Consider the following 15,421-nt stretch of genomic DNA (forward strand, 5'->3'; position numbering starts at 1 on the left):
CTTACTATACTTTAGCCGCATGACGACAACCGTGGAACTCACCCGTTTCAAGGCGGCGAGGACCGACGAGCTCCTGGCCGCGCGTCCCGCCATGCTGGCCGACTTCGCGAAGGACCGCGCGGGGTTCCTGAACGCCCGCCTGGTGCGCCTGCCCGGCGACGAATGGCTGGACGTCGTCGAATGGCGCTCGCCCGCGGACTTCGCCGCCTCACGGGAGAAGGGCGCCAACCTGCCGGGGATCGCGGCCTTCTTCGCCGCGATCGACGCCCTGGTGGTGGCCGAGGAGGGCACTCGTGAGGACTGATCAGCTCTCGTCGGTGAGGGCGATGAGGATGTGCTCCATGCACGCGTGCCCGGCCCGCTCCGCCGCGGCGGCGTCGCCGGCGGCGATGGCGCGGGCGATCGCGTCGTGCGGGATGTAGCTCTTGTTGAGCGAGGTGCCCGCGGCGGTGATGCTGGCCCGCAGCGCGGCCGAGAAGTCCTCGTAGAGGTCGATGAGCACCAGGTTGTGCGTGGCATGCGCGACGGCCATGTGGAAGGCCAGGTCGGCCTCCACGAACGCGTCGGGGTCGTCGGCCTCCCAGGCGCGGTCGCGCTCGGCCAGACGGCTCTCGATGTTGAGGATGTCGGCGTCGGTGCGGCGGGTGGCGGCCAGGCGGGCCGACTCGACCTCCAGCGCGCGGCGCACTTCGAGGATCTCCAGCTGTTCCGCCTGACGCAGCCGGCGCAGCATGGCCCCGGACAGCTCGCTGGTGGCCCGTACGTACGTGCCGTCGCCCTGGCGGCAGTCGAGCAGGCCGGCGTGAGTGAGCGCGCGTACGGCTTCCCTGACCGTGTTGCGACCGACCCCGAGCTGCTCGGCCAGAACGGTCTCGGTCGGGATCTTGCCGTTCAACGGCCACGACCCTGACGTGATCTGCTCCTTGAGCTGATCGATCACCTGGTCCACGAGCGATGCCCGCTGTGCCGTACGCAGACTCACAGTCTGCCTCCTCCGGGGAAACCAATCATCCTATGAGTCAATGACTGGTAGACCCTAATTATTCCTGCCTGAGAGGCGCAAGTCTAAGCCTGCCGGGCAGGTGCCATCACCAGGGCCTCCACCGATAGGCCCTGGTCAGCGGAGTCGGCTAACTGCTGCCGTGCTTGATCTGGGCGTCGGTTGTAACCCCCGCCATGAACGAGCGTACGCCTGCCGCTTCGAGCGCCCTGCGGTAGGCCGCCGTCTGCCGGTCGGGCGCGTTCGCCTCGCCGTAGAGATCACCGAGCTCACGCCAGGAACGCGCGGCCTGCCGGTCGGAGCCGTACATCGGACGGCCGAGCCCGGCGAGCACGTCGCGGGCGGCGTCCAGGTGCGCGGAGGCGTCGGCGCCCAGCCCCATCGAGACCTTGGCGATCACCAGGTGCGCCTCGGCCTTGATCGGTGAGCTCGCGAGCAGGTCGATCGCGGCTCCGGCCAGCTCGCCCGCCTTGGTGGGCTCGCCGGCGCGCAGGCGTACCTGAGCGTGGGCGACCAGGCTCTCGCCGTGCTCGGCGGCCGTGCCGGGCAGCCCGGCGAAGACGGTCGTCGCGGCGGCGGCGAGTACCTCGGCCTCGTCGATCGAAGACGTTTCCAGCTTCGCCCACCGCATGGCGGTGACGGCGAGCTGGCGCCCGATCCGGCCGGTGCGACCGGCCATGATGGCATCGTCGGCCAGGCGGACCGCCAGAGCGGAGTCCTCGCCCGCGGCCGCGGCGATGCTCGCCTGCCACAGTGCGTGGATCTCTCCGGAACGGTCCACAACGCGCGGTACGCCACTTACGTCCAGAACCTGCTTGACGAAGGTGATCGCCGCCGAGTCGCCCTCCCCCTGCGTCTCGATCAGCGCCGCGGCGAGGTCCACCGCGAGCTCACCCTGCATGATCGCCAGCCTGGACGCCTGTGCGAGCGCGTTCGCGGCCAGGTCGCGTGCCCTGAGCCGGTCGCCGGCCCGCTGGTAGCAGCGGCTCAGCGCGACGGTCAGCGGCAGGTCGGCCAGGCGCTCGGGGTGGGCGGCGGCCTCGCGGCGCAGCCGTTCGAACGCCTCGACGGCCTGCCCGAGGCGGCCCTGTGCTTCGAGTGCGCGCGCACGGCCGAAGCGGGCCTGCGCGGTGAGCATCGCGTTTTCCTCGTCCGCGGCCTTCACGATCTCGGTGAAGCGCTCGGCTGCCGTGGCCGCGTCGCCGTGCTGCAGCTCCAGCTCGGCGTGTCTCAGCCCGAGCTCGGTGTCGATGCGCTGCCGTGGCTCGATGCCGTGCAGAAGGAATTCGGTGGTGCAGCCCAGCCGTTCGGCGAGGAGGCGGGCTACGACAGGAGTCGGCGTGCGCTTGCCTGACTCGATGAGTGAGACGTAACTGTCCGACAGGTCGGGCCCGGCCAGCTGGGCTTGGGACATCCGCCTGTTCAGCCGCAGTCCTCGGACGCGGTCACCGATGGTTCCCTGACTCGGCATCTCATCTCTCAAGGCGGGGAAGGGTCAACAACACGCAAATGATTGCATGAAGTAGCCGAATCGGGTATCCCCGCCTGAAGAATTCCCTACGTGGAGATTAATCGTCGCCGTCGTCCTTGCTGGGGAAAAGCATCTGGCAGACCTCCAGATACAGGGTCTCGGGGTAGGGAATGTACTCCACGTTGGACAGGGCCTGGTCCTGGCCCGCCGACTCGAGGATGAACTCCCCGTAACCGAGCATGCGCCCGAGCAGCGACCGCTGGAAGCTCATGTCCGTGACCTTCTGCAGCGGCATCATCGCGACCTTACGGGTGATCAGACCCGTGGTCAGCAGCATCCGCTTCGAGGTCACCACAAAGTAGTCAACCGACCACTCCGCGACTTTCCATACAAAACGGATCAAGAGCAGCAGCCAGAGCCACCAGACGACGACGAGGGCCGTGCCGCCCCCCTTGTCGCCGAAGAACTTGCTCAGCAGCCCGGCGATGATCAGGCCGCCGAAGACCTCGGCGACCGGACGGAGCAGCACGGCTGGGTGACGCCGCACCATGATGACCTGGTGTTCGTGGGGGAGTAGGTAGCGGTTGACCGACGACGGAGCAGAGTCCCCGTGGGTCACAAGTCTCATGCGAGGCTGTTCACAAATTGAGCCAGCGAGTCGGCCGCGTTGAAGACCGTGTCGAACGCCCCTCTGACCGCGTCAGCGGCGTCCGCTGGTCGCGCGAACAGGTAGTACGCAACGAATGCGATACCACCGTAGGTGAGGACTTTTTTGACCTGCACTGTCGCCTCCGTACCACTTACCCACTACACCCGCCGTATACGTTACCCACTACCTAGCCGGGGTAAAGCGCAACTGCGCCGGATAGTTGTGATCTTCTTAGCCGCGCTCGCTGGCCACGAGCGCGAGGACGTGAAGGTGCTTACGCGCGATCCGCTCGACAAGGCCCGCATGGGCGTAGCCGGTCACCTCGAGCGCACCGTAATGAGCGGCTTCGACGCAGCGTGTGACCGTGGTCGCGGAGTGGACGCCGGCGAACTCGTCGCGCAGCGCCGTCTCGACGTCCGCGTACGGACTCGGATCGGCTTCGGTGCGATCGCTCATCGTGCTCCCTCACGCCCGCATCCCGGAAAATGGGACGGCTTCCTTACTCTTCGTACCCACACAAACACAGTATGTAACGAAGAGCAGGTCCATGGAGAGGGAAAGAGGTTCTCAGACCACGCCGTAGAGACGGTCGCCGGCGTCCCCGAGGCCGGGCACGATGTAGCCGTTCTCGTTCAGACGCTCGTCAAGGGCGGCCGTAACCACGCGGATGGGCTTGCCGGAATTGGCGAACACCTTGTCCATGTGCGCCAGGCCCTCCGGCGCCGCCAGGAGGCAGAGCGCCGTCACGTCGACCGCGCCCCGGTCGAACAGGAACTGGATCGCCGCCGCCAGCGTGCCGCCGGTGGCCAGCATCGGGTCCACGACGTAGCACTGCCGTCCCGACAGGTCGTCGGGCAGCCGGGTGGCGTAGGTCTCCGCCTGGAGCGTCGACTCGTTGCGGATCATGCCGAGGAAACCGACCTCCGCCGTGGGCAGCAGCCGCGTCATGCCCTCCAGCATGCCGAGCCCGGCCCGCAGGATCGGGACCACCAGCGGGTACGGCCGCGCCAGCCGTACACCATGGGCCTCGGCGACGGGCGTCTGGACCGTGACGTCGTTGACCCGGACGTCACGGGTGGCCTCGTACGCCAGCAGAGTCACCAGTTCGTCCGCGAGCCTGCGGAACGTCGGCGAGTCGGTGCGGACATCCCGCAGCGCGGTGAGCTTGTGCGCCACCAATGGATGATCGACGACGAGGGTTTCCATAAGGGACAACGCTATCTTGTGTGGAACGTACCGGCACGTCGCGGAACTGGTTTTGATCACAATTTGGTCGGAGCCACCCACAGCGGGTAGGCACGTCTGGAACGATTGGGTGCCCTACTAGTGGCCGTCAGGTCAGGGATCGGGTGGATGGACGATGGCAGACGAAGACGCCCTTGATTTTGCCGTCGTGATCTATCGCGAAGACGGCTGCTGGGACGCCGAACTACTTCCAATCGGGCTCACCTCCGACCTGCACGGCCTGATCCACGCGCTCCGCCAGCAGCCGAGCGAGAGCGGCACGATTGGCCTGGTCGCCGTTGGGGATGAGTTCTTCGTGGCGTTGCGCGTTCTCGGAGAGCGGGTCGAGGTCTTCCTGTCCGACATCGCCGCCTCCTGGGATTTCCCGCTCGCCCAGCAGGTCCTCGAATACATCGACGTCCCGATCCCCGACGAGGATGAGCTCGACGAGATCCTCCAGGACGAGGACACGGTGCTGCCCGCGGGCGACCTGTCGATCTTCGCCGACCTCGGACTCGACGAGATGGAGCTGGGCATCCTGTCCGGCGACATCGACCTGCTGCCCGAGGACGTCCTGTCCAGCATCGCCGGGCGACTCGGATTCTCCGAGCCGTTCGAGCGCGCCATCGAATCGGTCTTCGGCTGACTCACGGGAGTTCGGGATGGCCTCTAACACCTTCTCTGCGGCTTTCGTCAGGACTGAGAACGGCTGGAGCGGTGCCGAGGTCGACCTCAGCGCGGCCGAGTTCGTCGACGATCTCGGCGACGCCGTTCAGGAGAGTCTGGGCCTGGTCGGCGACGAGCTGGCGCTGCTGTGCGTCGAGGTCGAGGACGAGTGGTTCGCCATCGCCCGCTACACGGGCGAGGAGGAGCCGCGCGTCTTCCTGTCCGACGCGCACGCCAGCCTGACCGACACACTCGGCGAGCTGTTCGCCGAGTTCGCCGGGGTCGCGCCCGACAAGGAGGGCAACGGACTCGGCGTGAAGCCGTCCGGCGACTTCGAGCTGCTGAGCGACCTCGGCGTCAGCTCCGAGGAACTCCTGGAGCTCAGCATGGAGGAGGGCGTGCTGCCCGCCGACGTCCTGTCGGTCATCGCCGAGCGCCTGGCCTTCGCCGACGAGCTGGACCGCCTGCGTTGACCCACGCGGCCGCGATGCGCCTGGCGCTCCAGGAGGCCCGGCTGGCCGGAGCGCGCGGCGAGGTCCCCGTCGGCGCCGTGATCCTCTCCGCCGACGGCGAGGTCCTGTCCCGCGCGGGCAACGACCGCGAGGCGAGCGCCGACCCCACCGCCCACGCCGAGATCCTCGCCGTACGGCAGGCCGCCACGGCACGCGGCGCCTGGCGCCTGATCGGCTGCACCCTCGTGGTCACCCTGGAGCCGTGCACGATGTGCGCGGGAGCCGCCGTGCTGGCCCGGGTGGACCGGATCGTGTACGGCGCGGTGGACCCGAAGGGCGGCGCCGTCGGCTCGCTGTGGGACGTCGTCAGGGACCGCCGGCTCAATCACCGCCCGGAGGTCGTCATGGGCGTGCTCGCCGATGAGTGTTCCGCGGTACTTAAGGAGTTCTTCGCCACTCGGCGGATCCGGTAAGCTCGTCGGCGGTGGTGTCGCCTAGTGGCCGAGGGCGCACGCCTCGAAAGCGTGTGATGGGGCAACTCATCCGTGGGTTCAAATCCCACCACCACCGCCTGGCACGAGAGCCGCCGACCCGGACAGGGCCGGCGGCTCTTCGCGTTTCTCATGACCGTCCGCGATGGCGTGTGATCAAATGGGCTGACTTGACTGTTTCTTTACCGGGGGTTTTCCGTGAAACGTCTGATCGCGCTCGTCTCCGGCCTGGCCCTGGCCGGGACGCTGGTCACTCCACCGGCCCAGGCGGCGGCCGCCGCGCCGGTGCGGCTGAAGCTCAGTTTCGGGTGGTGCGAGTCGGCCTGCGCGATCCGCATCAAGGTGACCAACAACAGCCGTCGCAACATCGCCTGGGTGGGCGGGACCTGCCGCCTGCACATCAACGGCAGGTACGTCGGCAAGGGCACCATCTACGTGGGCCCGATCAGGCGCGGCCACTCCCGCACCAGCACCTGCAACGTCGTGGACGACCGCCTTGAGGACGCCTGGTACGACTTCGAGGACAACGGCGGCCTCTGGCAGCGCTACGCGAGCGTCAAGGCGAAGCCGTACTACCGCCGCTGAGCGTCAGCTCGCAGGCAGTTCGAGCACCCTGGCGTGCAGGATGGACCGCTGGTGCAGCGCCGCGCGCAGCGCCCGGTGCAGGCCGTCCTCCAGGTAGAGCTCGCCCTGCCACTGGACCACGTGCGGGAACAGGTCGCCGTAGAACGTCGAGTCGGCGGCCAGCAGAGAGTGCAGGTCGAGCATGGCCTTGGTGGTGACCAGCGAGTCGAGCCGGACCTGCCGTGGTGGTATCTGCGCCCACTCGCGGTGCGTCAGACCATGTTCGGGATAAGGACGTCCGTCGCCGACCAACTTAAAGATCACCCATTGATTTTAGGAGAGAATCCGATTTCTTGCGCTCTCCACCGCCGTCGGCCCAGGTCGGCGCGCGTCGCATTCGCCGCGAACACCGGCGGTGTGGCCGCCGGGGAAAGCCCTCAGATCGCTCCGGTGAACGTGTCGCAACGCTTGGGGTCACCGGTCTGGTAGCCGACCGTGAACCACTTCTCGCGCTGCTGCGAGGTGCCGTGGGTGAACGCGTCGGGCGTCACCCGGCCCTGGACCTTGCGCTGGATGCTGTCGTCGCCGACCGCGGCCGCCGCGCTGAGTGCCTGGTCGATGTCGGCCTGGGTGAACGGCTCGCTGTAGAAACCGGTCTTGACCGCGTTGTTCGCCCAGACTCCGGCGTAGCAGTCGGCCTGCAGTTCCAGGCGTACGGCTCCGCTGCTCGCGCCCTGACGGCTGTTGCCGACCCGGTTCATGGTGCCCAGGAGGTTCTGGACGTGGTGACCGTACTCGTGGGCGATGACGTAGGCCTGGGCGAAAGGCCCGCCTTCGGCGCCGTAGTCGCGCTGGAGGGTGTTGAAGAACGTGAGGTCGAGGTAGACCTTGCGGTCGCTGGGGCAGTAGAAGGGGCCCACCGCGGAGTCGGCCGCGCCGCAGGCGGTGTTGACGGCCCGGGAGAAGAGCACCGTCTTGGCCGGTGTGTACGCGCTGCCGCCGCGCGCGGCGAAGGCCTGCTTCCAGTACGTCTGGATGCTGTTGACGATGCCGACGATGCGGCAGTCCTCCGACTGGTCCGCGTCGGCGCCGGTCTTGCAGCGCTCGGCCAGGTTCCCGCTGGGTGTGACGGCCGGTGCGGGCGGTGCCTGCCCGCCGCCCTGCGGCTGCTGCTGGTCGCCGGTGAACGGGGACGGGACGATCTTGAACACGAACAGCGCCGCGATCGCCAGGATGACCAGCAGGCAGCCGCCGCCCTTGCCGCTGATCGGCAGCGACGCGCATCCGGCGGGCATCATGCCCCCGCCGCCGCCCTGCTTGGGGCCGGTCGCTCGGACGTCCTCGATCTCGGACGGGTCGAGCTTCGCGTCATCGTCGAACTGCATGTGAGACGACTTCCCGGGTGGCCGTTCTAATACGCTCCGTAATCGGCCATTTCTGGCACCAGGTTACCCTTGTGGGGTGACAGCTGGTTTGGTGGGAATTGCGCTGGTTTCGCTGGGCATGGTGCTGACGCCCGGCCCTAACATGATCTATCTGGTCTCGCGGTCGATCACCCAAGGCCGGCGGGCCGGCCTCATCTCTCTTACGGGCGTGGCGCTCGGCTTCACCGTCTATCTGACGGCGACCTGCCTGGGACTGACCGCTCTGTTCGCCTACGTGCCCGCCGCCTATACGGCGTTGAAGCTGGCCGGCGCGGCGTACCTGCTGTGGCTGGCCTGGAACACCATCAAGCCGGGCGGCGTCTCCGCGTTCGAGGCCCGTGAGCTGCCCGTCGAGCGGCCGCGCAGGCTCTTCGCCATGGGCCTGCTCACCTGCCTGCTCAATCCCAAGATCGCGATCCTTTATCTCTCGTTGCTTCCGCAGTTCATCGACCCGTCGATGGGACACGTGCTCCTGCAGAGCCTCGCGCTGGGGTCCGTGCAGATCTTCATCGGCACCCTGGTCAACGCGCTGATCGCGCTGTCGGCCGGTGCGCTGGCGGCGTTCCTCGCGACGCACCCGCGCTGGGTGCGCATCCAGCGGTACGTGACCGGCAGCGTCCTCGGCGCCATGGCCGTCCACATGGCCACCGACCGCACCAAGGCGGTCGTCGCCTGAGGCCTAGGGTGATCGCGTGGATGACTTCTGGATGTCGGTCAACAAGCTCGTCGCCGCCGCCGCGGCCTACATCACGGACCCGCGGGGGCAGGTACTCCTGGTCAAGCCCAACTACCGCGACCACTGGAACTTCGCCGGAGGCCTGATCGACGAGGGCGAGCACCCGTCGCAGGCCTGTGCCCGTGAGCTGGAGGAGGAGCTCGGCCTCGTCACCACGCCCGGCAGCCTGCTGGTGACCCAGTGGCTCATGCCGCTGGACACCTGCCCGCTGCCGTCGGTGCACTTCATGTTCGACTGCGGCACCCTCGACCCGGAAACCCCGATCACCCTGCAGGCCGAGGAACTCGACGACTACGGCTTCTTCCCCATGGAAACCGCCGCCGAGCTGCTCCGGCCGCACGCCTTCACCCGCCTGTCCGCCGCGGCCTCAGCGCGCGGCTCCGGCGCCCCGAGCTTCCTGGCGCCGGAGAGCGCCTAGCCGGCCGGGCCTGCGCGCCGGGTCGCCCGCGCGTAGGACCAGACCGTCGCGGTCAGCAGGCCGAGCACGACGATCCCGAGCACGCCGTGGTACCACCGCCAGCCCACGCCCAGCCCGAAGAACCCGTCCGCGATCATGACCACCATGCCCGCCCCGACGCCGAGGAACACGACCCCGAGCACCGCCAGCATCAGCGGCCGCGGCACCCGGCGCCCCACCTTGGTCACCGTGGCCATGACGAGCACGGCGCCGATCAGCCCGTTCGCGGCGGCGAACCACTGGGCCATGGTCACGTTCATCACATCGCGGGCATAGCTCACATACTCCTCGGCGGGCACCACCGGCCCACCGGGGAACCCCAGCTTCCCCTGTGCCGCGAACACCGCCTTGCCGGCGCCGTACCCGAGAAACAAGACGGTCATCGTGTACGCCGGCCAGCGCGCCATCGCCATGCCCCGAACGTAGCCAGGCGGGCCGCCCGATCCCTCCCCCGGACGGGGGAGGCCACTCCCACCCGGAGGGGACGGCGTGGACAGCGCGCCGGTGCGCAGGGCAGGCTAAAGCCGTGACCAGCAGCTCTGACCCGCGCCTGCGCGAACTCGTCCTGCTGCGCCGCGTGCGTGACCGCATCGACCGCGACTACGCGCAACCCCTGGACGTGGAGGCGCTGGCACGCGGCGCGCACATCTCCGCCGGGCACCTCAGCAGGGAGTTCCGCGCCGTCTACGGCGAATCGCCCTACAGCTACCTGATGACCCGGCGCATCGAACGCGCCATGACCCTCCTGCGGCGCGGCGACCTTTCGGTCACCGACGTCTGCTTCGCGGTGGGCTGTTCGTCGCTGGGCACGTTCAGCACCCGGTTCTCCGAACTGGTCGGCATGTCGCCGAGCACCTACCGCCGCCTGGCCGCCAACGACGCCGAAGGCATCCCCGCGTGCGTCGCCAAGCGGATCATGCGACCGATCAGGAATCGAGAAGCGGCCACCGCCCGTGCCGACCTACCGTGAGGTGCATGAACCTCACGATTCACCAGACATTCCTGCCCGCCGACGACCCCGAGAAGTCGCTCGCCTTCTACCGTGACGCGCTGGGTTTCGAGGTGCGCAAGGACGTGGGCTACGAGGGCATGCGCTGGATCACGGTAGGCCCGCCCGGCCAGCCGGAGACCTCGATCGTCCTCGAACCGCCCGGCAGCGACCCGGGCCTCAGCGACGACGAGCGCCGCACGATCGCCGAACTGATGGCCAAGGGCAGCTACGCGGGCATCGTCCTGGCCACCTCGGACCTGACCGCCACCTTCGAACGCGTCCAGGCCGCCGGGGCCGACGTCGTCCAGGAACCCGCCGACCAGCCGTACGGCCTGCGCGACTGCGCCTTCCGCGACCCGGCGGGCAACATGGTCCGCATCAACCAGACCTGAACGCCCGCTCAGCCGTCCCGCCAGGGCTCAACTGAGACCAAAAACAAAAGGGCTCACACCGATGATCTCGGCGCGAGCCCTCTGAGCGAGCGGAGGATAGGGGATTTGAACCCCTGATAGGTTGCCCTATACACGCTTTCCAAGCGTGCGCCCTCGGCCACTAGGCGAATCCTCCGCGGATGAGCTTACCGGACTCCCGGCGGTCTGGAGACCACGATTTCGCTGCAGCAAGCACTGCCGGTTGTGGCTAGACTGTCCAAGGACCCCTCGCGCGGCGTCATCCTGTGAACCTCCCCAGGGCCGGAAGGCAGCAAGGATAAGCGGGCTCTGGCGGGTGTGCGGGGGGTCTCTTCGTTGGGAGCCCCCTGCAGGCGGGATGGTCGCATGAGCCTTGCGCTTTACCGCAAGTACCGCCCCGGGACCTTCGCGGAGGTCAAGGGGCAGGATCACGTCACGGAGCCGTTGCGCCAGGCGTTGCGCATGGGCCGGATCAACCACGCGTACCTGTTCAGCGGGCCGCGCGGGTGCGGCAAGACCTCCAGTGCCCGAATCCTGGCGAGAAGCCTCAACTGCGAGAAGGGTCCGACTCCCGACCCCTGCGGTGAATGCGAGTCCTGCGTGGCGCTGGCCGCCACCGGGCCCGGCCACCTCGACGTGATCGAGATCGACGCCGCCTCCCACGGAGGCGTGGACGACGCGCGCGACCTGCGGGAGAGGGCGTTCTTCGCCCCCGTGTCCGCGCGCTACAAGATCTACATCATCGACGAGGCGCACATGGTGACCCGCGAGGGTTTCAACGCGCTGCTGAAACTCGTCGAAGAGCCGCCCCCGCACCTGAAGTTCATCTTCGCGACGACCGAGCCGGAAAAGGTCATCGGCACGATCAAGTCGCGTACCCACCACTATCCCTTCAGGCTGATGCCGCCCGCGACGCTCCGGGCGCTGCTGGAGGAGATCCTCAGCTCCGAGAACGTCCCCTACGAGCCCACCGCGCTGCCGCTCGTCGTGCGCGCCGGCGCGGGCTCGGCGCGTGACTCGCTGTCGATCCTCGACCAGTTGCTCGCCGGAGCCGAGGACGACGGCATCACCTACGCCAAGGCCGTCTCCCTGCTCGGCTACACCGACGGCGACCTGCTCGACGAGGTCGTCGCCGCCTTCGCCGAACGCGACGGCGCCAAGGTCTTCGGCGCGGTCAACCGCGTCATCGAAGGCGGCCACGACCCGCGCCGCTTCGCCGCCGACCTCCTCGAACGTTTCCGCGACCTGGTCATCCTCGCCAACGTCCCCGAGGCGGCCTCCAGCGGCCTGCTCGACCGCCCCGCCGACGAACTCGAGCGCCTGGTGCTCCAGGCCGCCTCCATGGGCCCGGCCGAGCTCACCCGCGCCGCCGAGATCTTCAACGCGGGCCTCACCGAGATGCGCGGCGCCACCTCGCCGCGGTTGCTGCTGGAGCTCATGTGCGCGCGCGTGCTGCTGCCGGGCGCGACGGCGGGCGAGGAAGCGCTGCTGGCCCGCCTGGAGCGCCTGGAGCGCGGCGGCGTGGTCGCCCAGATGGCCACCCGCCCCTCTCTCTCATCTGGTACGGCAGGCGTCCCCGGTCACGCAGGCGTTGCCGGTCACCCGGTCGCCTCTGGCCAGCCTGGTGGTCAGGCAGGACCCGCTGGTGTGCCCAGCGGCGCGGGAGCGGTGTCCGGCGGTCAGGGCTCCGGTGGGGCAGGTGACGCGGGTGCTGCCGGGGCTGGCTCGGGCGGCCCAGGTGCTCATGGCGCGAGTGGGTCGGTGACTCAGGGTGGTCCCGAGGCGCAAGGTGGACCGGGCGGCGTGAGCGCCGGTGCGGCGGGTGGCGACTGGCCTGAGGCGGTGCGACCCGGCGCCGGTGGTCCGGGCGCGCCCGGTGGTTCCGGCATGTCCGGTGGTTCCGGCATGTCCGGTGGTTCCGGCATGTCCGGTGGTTCGCCGGGCGGGTCTGGCGGATCGACAGGCGGCCCTGGCAGTTCGGCGGGCGGACCCGGCGGACCCGGCGGGTCAGGCGGGTTGGCCGGTGGACATGCAGGTGATGGCGCGGCTGGTGTGACCGCTGGTGGGGCGGGGGTCGGGGATGCCGGGGGTGTGGCGGCCGGGCAAGGGGCTGGTGGGCCTGGGGCGATTCTGTCGCAGTGGCCTGCCGTGCTGGCGGCGCTGAAGCAGCGGAGCATCGTCGTCTGGGCCAACGTCAGCACCAACGCGCAGGTCGTCGGCGTCGAGGGCAACATTGTCACGCTCGGCTTCGCCCAGGTCGGCGCGATGAAGAACTTCACCGGCGGTGGCAAGGACGCCGTCGTCGCCAGCGCGTTGGGCGACGTGCTCGGTGGCAAGTGGCGGGTGGAAGCGGTGGTCGGCGGCTCACCCGCCCCCGGTGGTCGCGGTGGCGCCCCTCAGGGCGGCCGCCCCGGTCCACAGAGCGGGAACCCAGGTCCTCAAGGTGGCAATCCGGGTCAGCAGGGCGGGAACCCAGGTCCGCAAGGGGGCAATCCGGGTCCGCAGGGCGGCAACCCGGGCCAGCAGGGGGGCAATCCGGGTTCGCAGGGGGGCAACTCGCCGAGCTCTCCTGCCACTCAGCAGGGCAACCCTGGCAACCAGCCGGCTTCCGATCAGAGCGCGCAGGGTCAGCCGGGACCCAGCACGCCTGACAACCCGCCCCAGGCGCAGGCCTCAGTAGCCACGGCCGAGGACGCCGCCGGTTCGGCCAGAGCGACCACGGACGAGTCGTGGCCCGATGCGCCGGATGACATGAGCCCGGGTTCGCCGCCGATGCCCGATCCCGGCCAGGCGGCTGTCGCGAAGACCGGTGGTATCGCCGCGGCCCGTTCGGCGGCTCAGGCGGCGGCCCAGTCGGGGCCGCGGGCGCCCAAGCCTCGCCAGGGTGGTGCCTCCGCGTGGCCGGACGCGGTGCCGGGGCGGAGCAAGGGGGCCGACTCCGACGAGGTGGACCCGCTCAACGACGCCGACGCCGACCTCGACGCCGTGGGCGGCATGGCCCTGCTCCAGCGCGAACTCGGCGCCCAGGTCATCGGCGAGATCGACCACACGTAACCGGCCGATCGGCCACACGTCACCGGCTAGGGACCGACCGCGCGTATCCGGCCAATCGGCCATACGTCACCTGTCCGGGATCGACCGCACGTCACCTGGCCAATCCGCCGGTCAGGGGGAGCGTAGGCGGATTCTGGCGGTTATGGCTCGGGGGTCGGTGGTGGGCAGGGTGGTGCTGAGCCGTTCCAGGATCTGCATGTCGTCGCGGCCGTTCGCCGTCTGGGCGTAGATCCACAGGTCTTCAGGGGAGCCGCTGCGGAGCAGGCTCGCGCGTACCTGGACTTCGAGCTCGTCTCGGGCTCGGCGTAGTTCGGGGGACTCTGAGCGTGGCAGCAATGGGCCGGGGTAGGCGCGGGCCACGGCTGAGGGGTCGCCGGAGGCCAGGAGGCTGCGCAGTTCGACGAAGTCGGCTTCCACGGGCGAGGTCAGCCGGTACGGCTTCGCGCCGACGGTGTCCCCGAGCTGGGAGCGGAGCCGGTGGATCTCGGCGCGGATGGTGACCGGGTTGCCGGCGTCGCCGTACAGGTAGAAGCAGAGTTGTTCGGCCGTCAGGCCGCGGGGGTGGAGCGCGAGCAGGGCGAGGATCTCGGCGTGGCGCAACGACAGCGCGATGTGCCGGCCGCCCAGGCGGGCGGTGGGCTGGCCTTCGCCGAGGAAGGTGAGCTGGAGCGTGGGCGGCGCGCTCTCCGTGGTGACGCGCAGGAGGTAGCCGTCGTGGAAGGGTTCGAGGAGTACGGCGCGGCCGCTGGGGAGGACGTAACGGCTGCCCGCGGCGGGGCGGGCGATGCGCTCGCCGAGCAGGCCGCCGGGGTCGCCGGCGATGACCCGGCCGGTGGCGGTGACCAGGATGCCGGCGTGGTCGCGCAGCCCGTCGAAGCGGCGGCGCAGGCGCTCGTCGCGCTCGTACATGCGGACGGTGAGCTGTGACTCGGCGAGCTTGGCGGTGGCGGTCACCAGGGCGACGGTGGCGGGGTGGAGGCTGGGGGCGGTGCCGCTGATGTCGACGATGCCGAGCACCTCGTCGGTGTCGGGGTCGACGATCGGAGCGGCGCTGCAGGACCAGACGTGCAGGACCCGCATCAGGTGTTCTTCGGAGTAGACGTGCACGGGCGTGCGGTCGGCGAGTGCGGTGCCGATGCCGTTGGTGCCCACGCTGCCCTCGGACCACTTGTGCCCGTCGGCGAGGCCCACGCGGTCGCCGCGGCGCATCATCGTGCGGTTGCCATCGCGCCAGAGGATGTTGCCATCACCGTCGGTGATGATGGCGACGTGCCCGCTGGCGTCGGCCATGGTGGTGAGCGTGCCGGCCAGGAGCGGCAGCAGCGGTTGCAGCGGGTGCGACTCGCGCACGTCGTTGATGCGGGACACGTCGTAGACGAGCGGCGCGGCGGTGTTCTCCGGATCGACGCCGGCTTGGATGGATCGCTCCCAGGACGCCGAGATGAGCCGGCGTGGAGCGCCCTCCGGCAAGGTGGCGCCCGTCCATGCGGCTTCATGGGCCCCGCGCAGTTTGCGGGAGTACGCATCGAGACTGGCGTAACTCATCGGCCACTCCAAGTAGTCAACCCCTATGAATCACCCTCGCGGTCAAGGGTTCCCAGCGCAAGCCGTTCGGGGGATTGCGCAGGGTGATTGAACGATCGCAACCTGTGTGCAACGTTGCCGCCGCTAGCGTCCTCCACTGAAACGTCGGCGTGGTGCGGCCGCTCCGGTCGGCGTGCTGGCCGGGTCCCGGACGCTGGAGGGGGGCCGGGACCCGGCCATCAAACGGAAACACCTGCTCTCCGCAGTGCGGGACTGCGCCCAAACACCGTAGGCTCGTGGCAGTCAAC

The 15,421-nt window shown here is 69.3% G+C and carries 20 protein-coding genes, 2 tRNA genes and 1 other RNA gene; 12 read left to right on the forward strand and 11 right to left on the reverse strand.

Translation table 11 applies throughout. The features are described from left to right. Positions 1 to 19 precede the first annotated feature (19 nt). Positions 20 to 304: a hypothetical protein gene (locus tag HNR40_RS07480; RefSeq protein ID WP_184959172.1), complete on the forward strand. Its 285-nt coding sequence runs from the start codon at positions 20 to 22 to the stop codon at positions 302 to 304. Here HNR40_RS07480 and HNR40_RS07485 read toward each other — a convergent pair whose 3' ends face one another. From HNR40_RS07485 to upp, 6 genes are all read right to left on the reverse strand, one after another. After that, entirely contained in the window at positions 305 to 982 is a 678-nt protein-coding gene (locus tag HNR40_RS07485) for a FadR/GntR family transcriptional regulator (RefSeq protein ID WP_184959174.1), read from the reverse strand. It abuts the gene before it with no gap. A gap of 148 nt (positions 983 to 1,130) precedes the next feature. After that, entirely contained in the window at positions 1,131 to 2,471 is a 1,341-nt protein-coding gene (locus tag HNR40_RS07490) for a helix-turn-helix domain-containing protein (protein ID WP_184959176.1), read from the reverse strand. Between the two features lie 97 nt (positions 2,472 to 2,568). Continuing rightward, positions 2,569 to 3,099, reverse strand: coding sequence for a PH domain-containing protein (locus HNR40_RS07495; protein ID WP_184959179.1), 531 nt, complete (start codon positions 3,097 to 3,099; stop codon positions 2,569 to 2,571). Beyond that, positions 3,096 to 3,254, reverse strand: a complete 159-nt coding sequence (locus HNR40_RS07500) for a hypothetical protein (protein WP_165977494.1) — start codon at positions 3,252 to 3,254, stop codon at positions 3,096 to 3,098. The genes HNR40_RS07495 and HNR40_RS07500 overlap by 4 nt, the downstream gene beginning before the upstream one ends. A 97-nt stretch (positions 3,255 to 3,351) precedes the next feature. Continuing rightward, on the reverse strand, positions 3,352 to 3,576 hold the full coding sequence (locus HNR40_RS07505) for a hypothetical protein (protein ID WP_184959181.1): 225 nt from the start codon (positions 3,574 to 3,576) through the stop codon (positions 3,352 to 3,354). Positions 3,577 to 3,687: 111 nt separating this feature from the next. After that, positions 3,688 to 4,326, reverse strand: coding sequence for a uracil phosphoribosyltransferase (upp, locus tag HNR40_RS07510; protein WP_184959184.1), 639 nt, complete (start codon positions 4,324 to 4,326; stop codon positions 3,688 to 3,690). A 154-nt stretch (positions 4,327 to 4,480) separates the two neighbouring features. Between upp and HNR40_RS07515 the strand changes: the two genes are divergently transcribed. The 5 genes from HNR40_RS07515 to HNR40_RS07535 all read left to right on the forward strand — a co-directional run bounded on the left by HNR40_RS07515 (position 4,481) and on the right by HNR40_RS07535 (position 6,538). Next, the gene (locus HNR40_RS07515) at positions 4,481 to 4,990 is read left to right on the forward strand and encodes a tRNA adenosine deaminase-associated protein (protein WP_184959186.1); all 510 of its coding nucleotides are present in this window, start codon (positions 4,481 to 4,483) and stop codon (positions 4,988 to 4,990) included. A gap of 16 nt (positions 4,991 to 5,006) precedes the next feature. After that, on the forward strand, positions 5,007 to 5,483 hold the full coding sequence (locus tag HNR40_RS07520; RefSeq protein WP_184959189.1) for a tRNA adenosine deaminase-associated protein: 477 nt from the start codon (positions 5,007 to 5,009) through the stop codon (positions 5,481 to 5,483). A gap of 14 nt (positions 5,484 to 5,497) precedes the next feature. After that, positions 5,498 to 5,935, forward strand: coding sequence for a tRNA adenosine(34) deaminase TadA (tadA, locus tag HNR40_RS07525; protein ID WP_184959191.1), 438 nt, complete (start codon positions 5,498 to 5,500; stop codon positions 5,933 to 5,935). 10 nt (positions 5,936 to 5,945) lie between these two features. Further along, positions 5,946 to 6,032 (forward strand) — tRNA-Ser (locus HNR40_RS07530). Between the two features lie 119 nt (positions 6,033 to 6,151). Next, positions 6,152 to 6,538: a hypothetical protein gene (locus HNR40_RS07535; protein WP_184959192.1), complete on the forward strand. Its 387-nt coding sequence runs from the start codon at positions 6,152 to 6,154 to the stop codon at positions 6,536 to 6,538. A gap of 3 nt (positions 6,539 to 6,541) precedes the next feature. Here HNR40_RS07535 and HNR40_RS07540 read toward each other — a convergent pair whose 3' ends face one another. Together HNR40_RS07540 and ypfJ are read right to left on the reverse strand one after the other, a co-directional pair. Further along, positions 6,542 to 6,841: a type II toxin-antitoxin system VapB family antitoxin gene (locus tag HNR40_RS07540; RefSeq protein WP_184959193.1), complete on the reverse strand. Its 300-nt coding sequence runs from the start codon at positions 6,839 to 6,841 to the stop codon at positions 6,542 to 6,544. A 113-nt stretch (positions 6,842 to 6,954) separates the two neighbouring features. Then, positions 6,955 to 7,902, reverse strand: coding sequence for a KPN_02809 family neutral zinc metallopeptidase (ypfJ, locus tag HNR40_RS07545; protein WP_184959194.1), 948 nt, complete (start codon positions 7,900 to 7,902; stop codon positions 6,955 to 6,957). A gap of 76 nt (positions 7,903 to 7,978) precedes the next feature. On the opposite strand from ypfJ, the gene HNR40_RS07550 reads away from it, so the two are divergent. Together HNR40_RS07550 and HNR40_RS07555 are read left to right on the forward strand one after the other, a co-directional pair. Continuing rightward, the gene (locus HNR40_RS07550) at positions 7,979 to 8,617 is read left to right on the forward strand and encodes a LysE family translocator (RefSeq protein ID WP_312896226.1); all 639 of its coding nucleotides are present in this window, start codon (positions 7,979 to 7,981) and stop codon (positions 8,615 to 8,617) included. A 16-nt stretch (positions 8,618 to 8,633) separates the two neighbouring features. Then, positions 8,634 to 9,095, forward strand: a complete 462-nt coding sequence (locus HNR40_RS07555; RefSeq protein ID WP_184959195.1) for an NUDIX domain-containing protein — start codon at positions 8,634 to 8,636, stop codon at positions 9,093 to 9,095. Here the strand turns inward: HNR40_RS07555 and HNR40_RS07560 are convergent. Next, positions 9,092 to 9,547 carry a hypothetical protein gene (locus HNR40_RS07560; protein WP_184959196.1) on the reverse strand — a complete coding sequence of 152 codons (456 nt, stop codon included), beginning with the start codon at positions 9,545 to 9,547 and terminating at the stop codon, positions 9,092 to 9,094. The genes HNR40_RS07555 and HNR40_RS07560 overlap by 4 nt on opposite strands. A gap of 113 nt (positions 9,548 to 9,660) precedes the next feature. Here HNR40_RS07560 and HNR40_RS07565 point away from each other — a divergent pair, with 113 nt between their 5' ends. Next, positions 9,661 to 10,104 (forward strand): helix-turn-helix transcriptional regulator, encoded by a 444-nt coding sequence (locus HNR40_RS07565; protein WP_184959197.1) that lies wholly within the window; start codon positions 9,661 to 9,663, stop codon positions 10,102 to 10,104. A 5-nt stretch (positions 10,105 to 10,109) separates the two neighbouring features. Next, complete coding sequence (locus HNR40_RS07570) at positions 10,110 to 10,517, forward strand: VOC family protein (RefSeq protein WP_184959199.1); 408 nt, start codon at positions 10,110 to 10,112, stop codon at positions 10,515 to 10,517. 90 nt (positions 10,518 to 10,607) lie between these two features. Here HNR40_RS07570 and HNR40_RS07575 read toward each other — a convergent pair. Next, positions 10,608 to 10,692 (reverse strand) — tRNA-Ser (locus tag HNR40_RS07575). 83 nt (positions 10,693 to 10,775) lie between these two features. On the opposite strand from HNR40_RS07575, the gene ffs reads away from it, so the two are divergent. Together ffs and HNR40_RS07585 are read left to right on the forward strand one after the other, a co-directional pair. Further along, positions 10,776 to 10,871, forward strand: an RNA gene (gene ffs / locus HNR40_RS07580) — signal recognition particle sRNA small type. Between the two features lie 30 nt (positions 10,872 to 10,901). Further along, positions 10,902 to 13,589 carry a DNA polymerase III subunit gamma and tau gene (locus HNR40_RS07585; RefSeq protein WP_184959200.1) on the forward strand — a complete coding sequence of 896 codons (2,688 nt, stop codon included), beginning with the start codon at positions 10,902 to 10,904 and terminating at the stop codon, positions 13,587 to 13,589. A gap of 111 nt (positions 13,590 to 13,700) precedes the next feature. Here the strand turns inward: HNR40_RS07585 and HNR40_RS07590 are convergent, their stop codons facing one another. Then, entirely contained in the window at positions 13,701 to 15,134 is a 1,434-nt protein-coding gene (locus HNR40_RS07590) for a GAF domain-containing protein (RefSeq protein ID WP_184959201.1), read from the reverse strand. Positions 15,135 to 15,421: the final 287 nt, after the last annotated feature.

The sequence above is a fragment of the Nonomuraea endophytica genome, from assembly GCF_014203235.1.
GTDB lineage: Bacteria > Actinomycetota > Actinomycetes > Streptosporangiales > Streptosporangiaceae > Nonomuraea > Nonomuraea endophytica.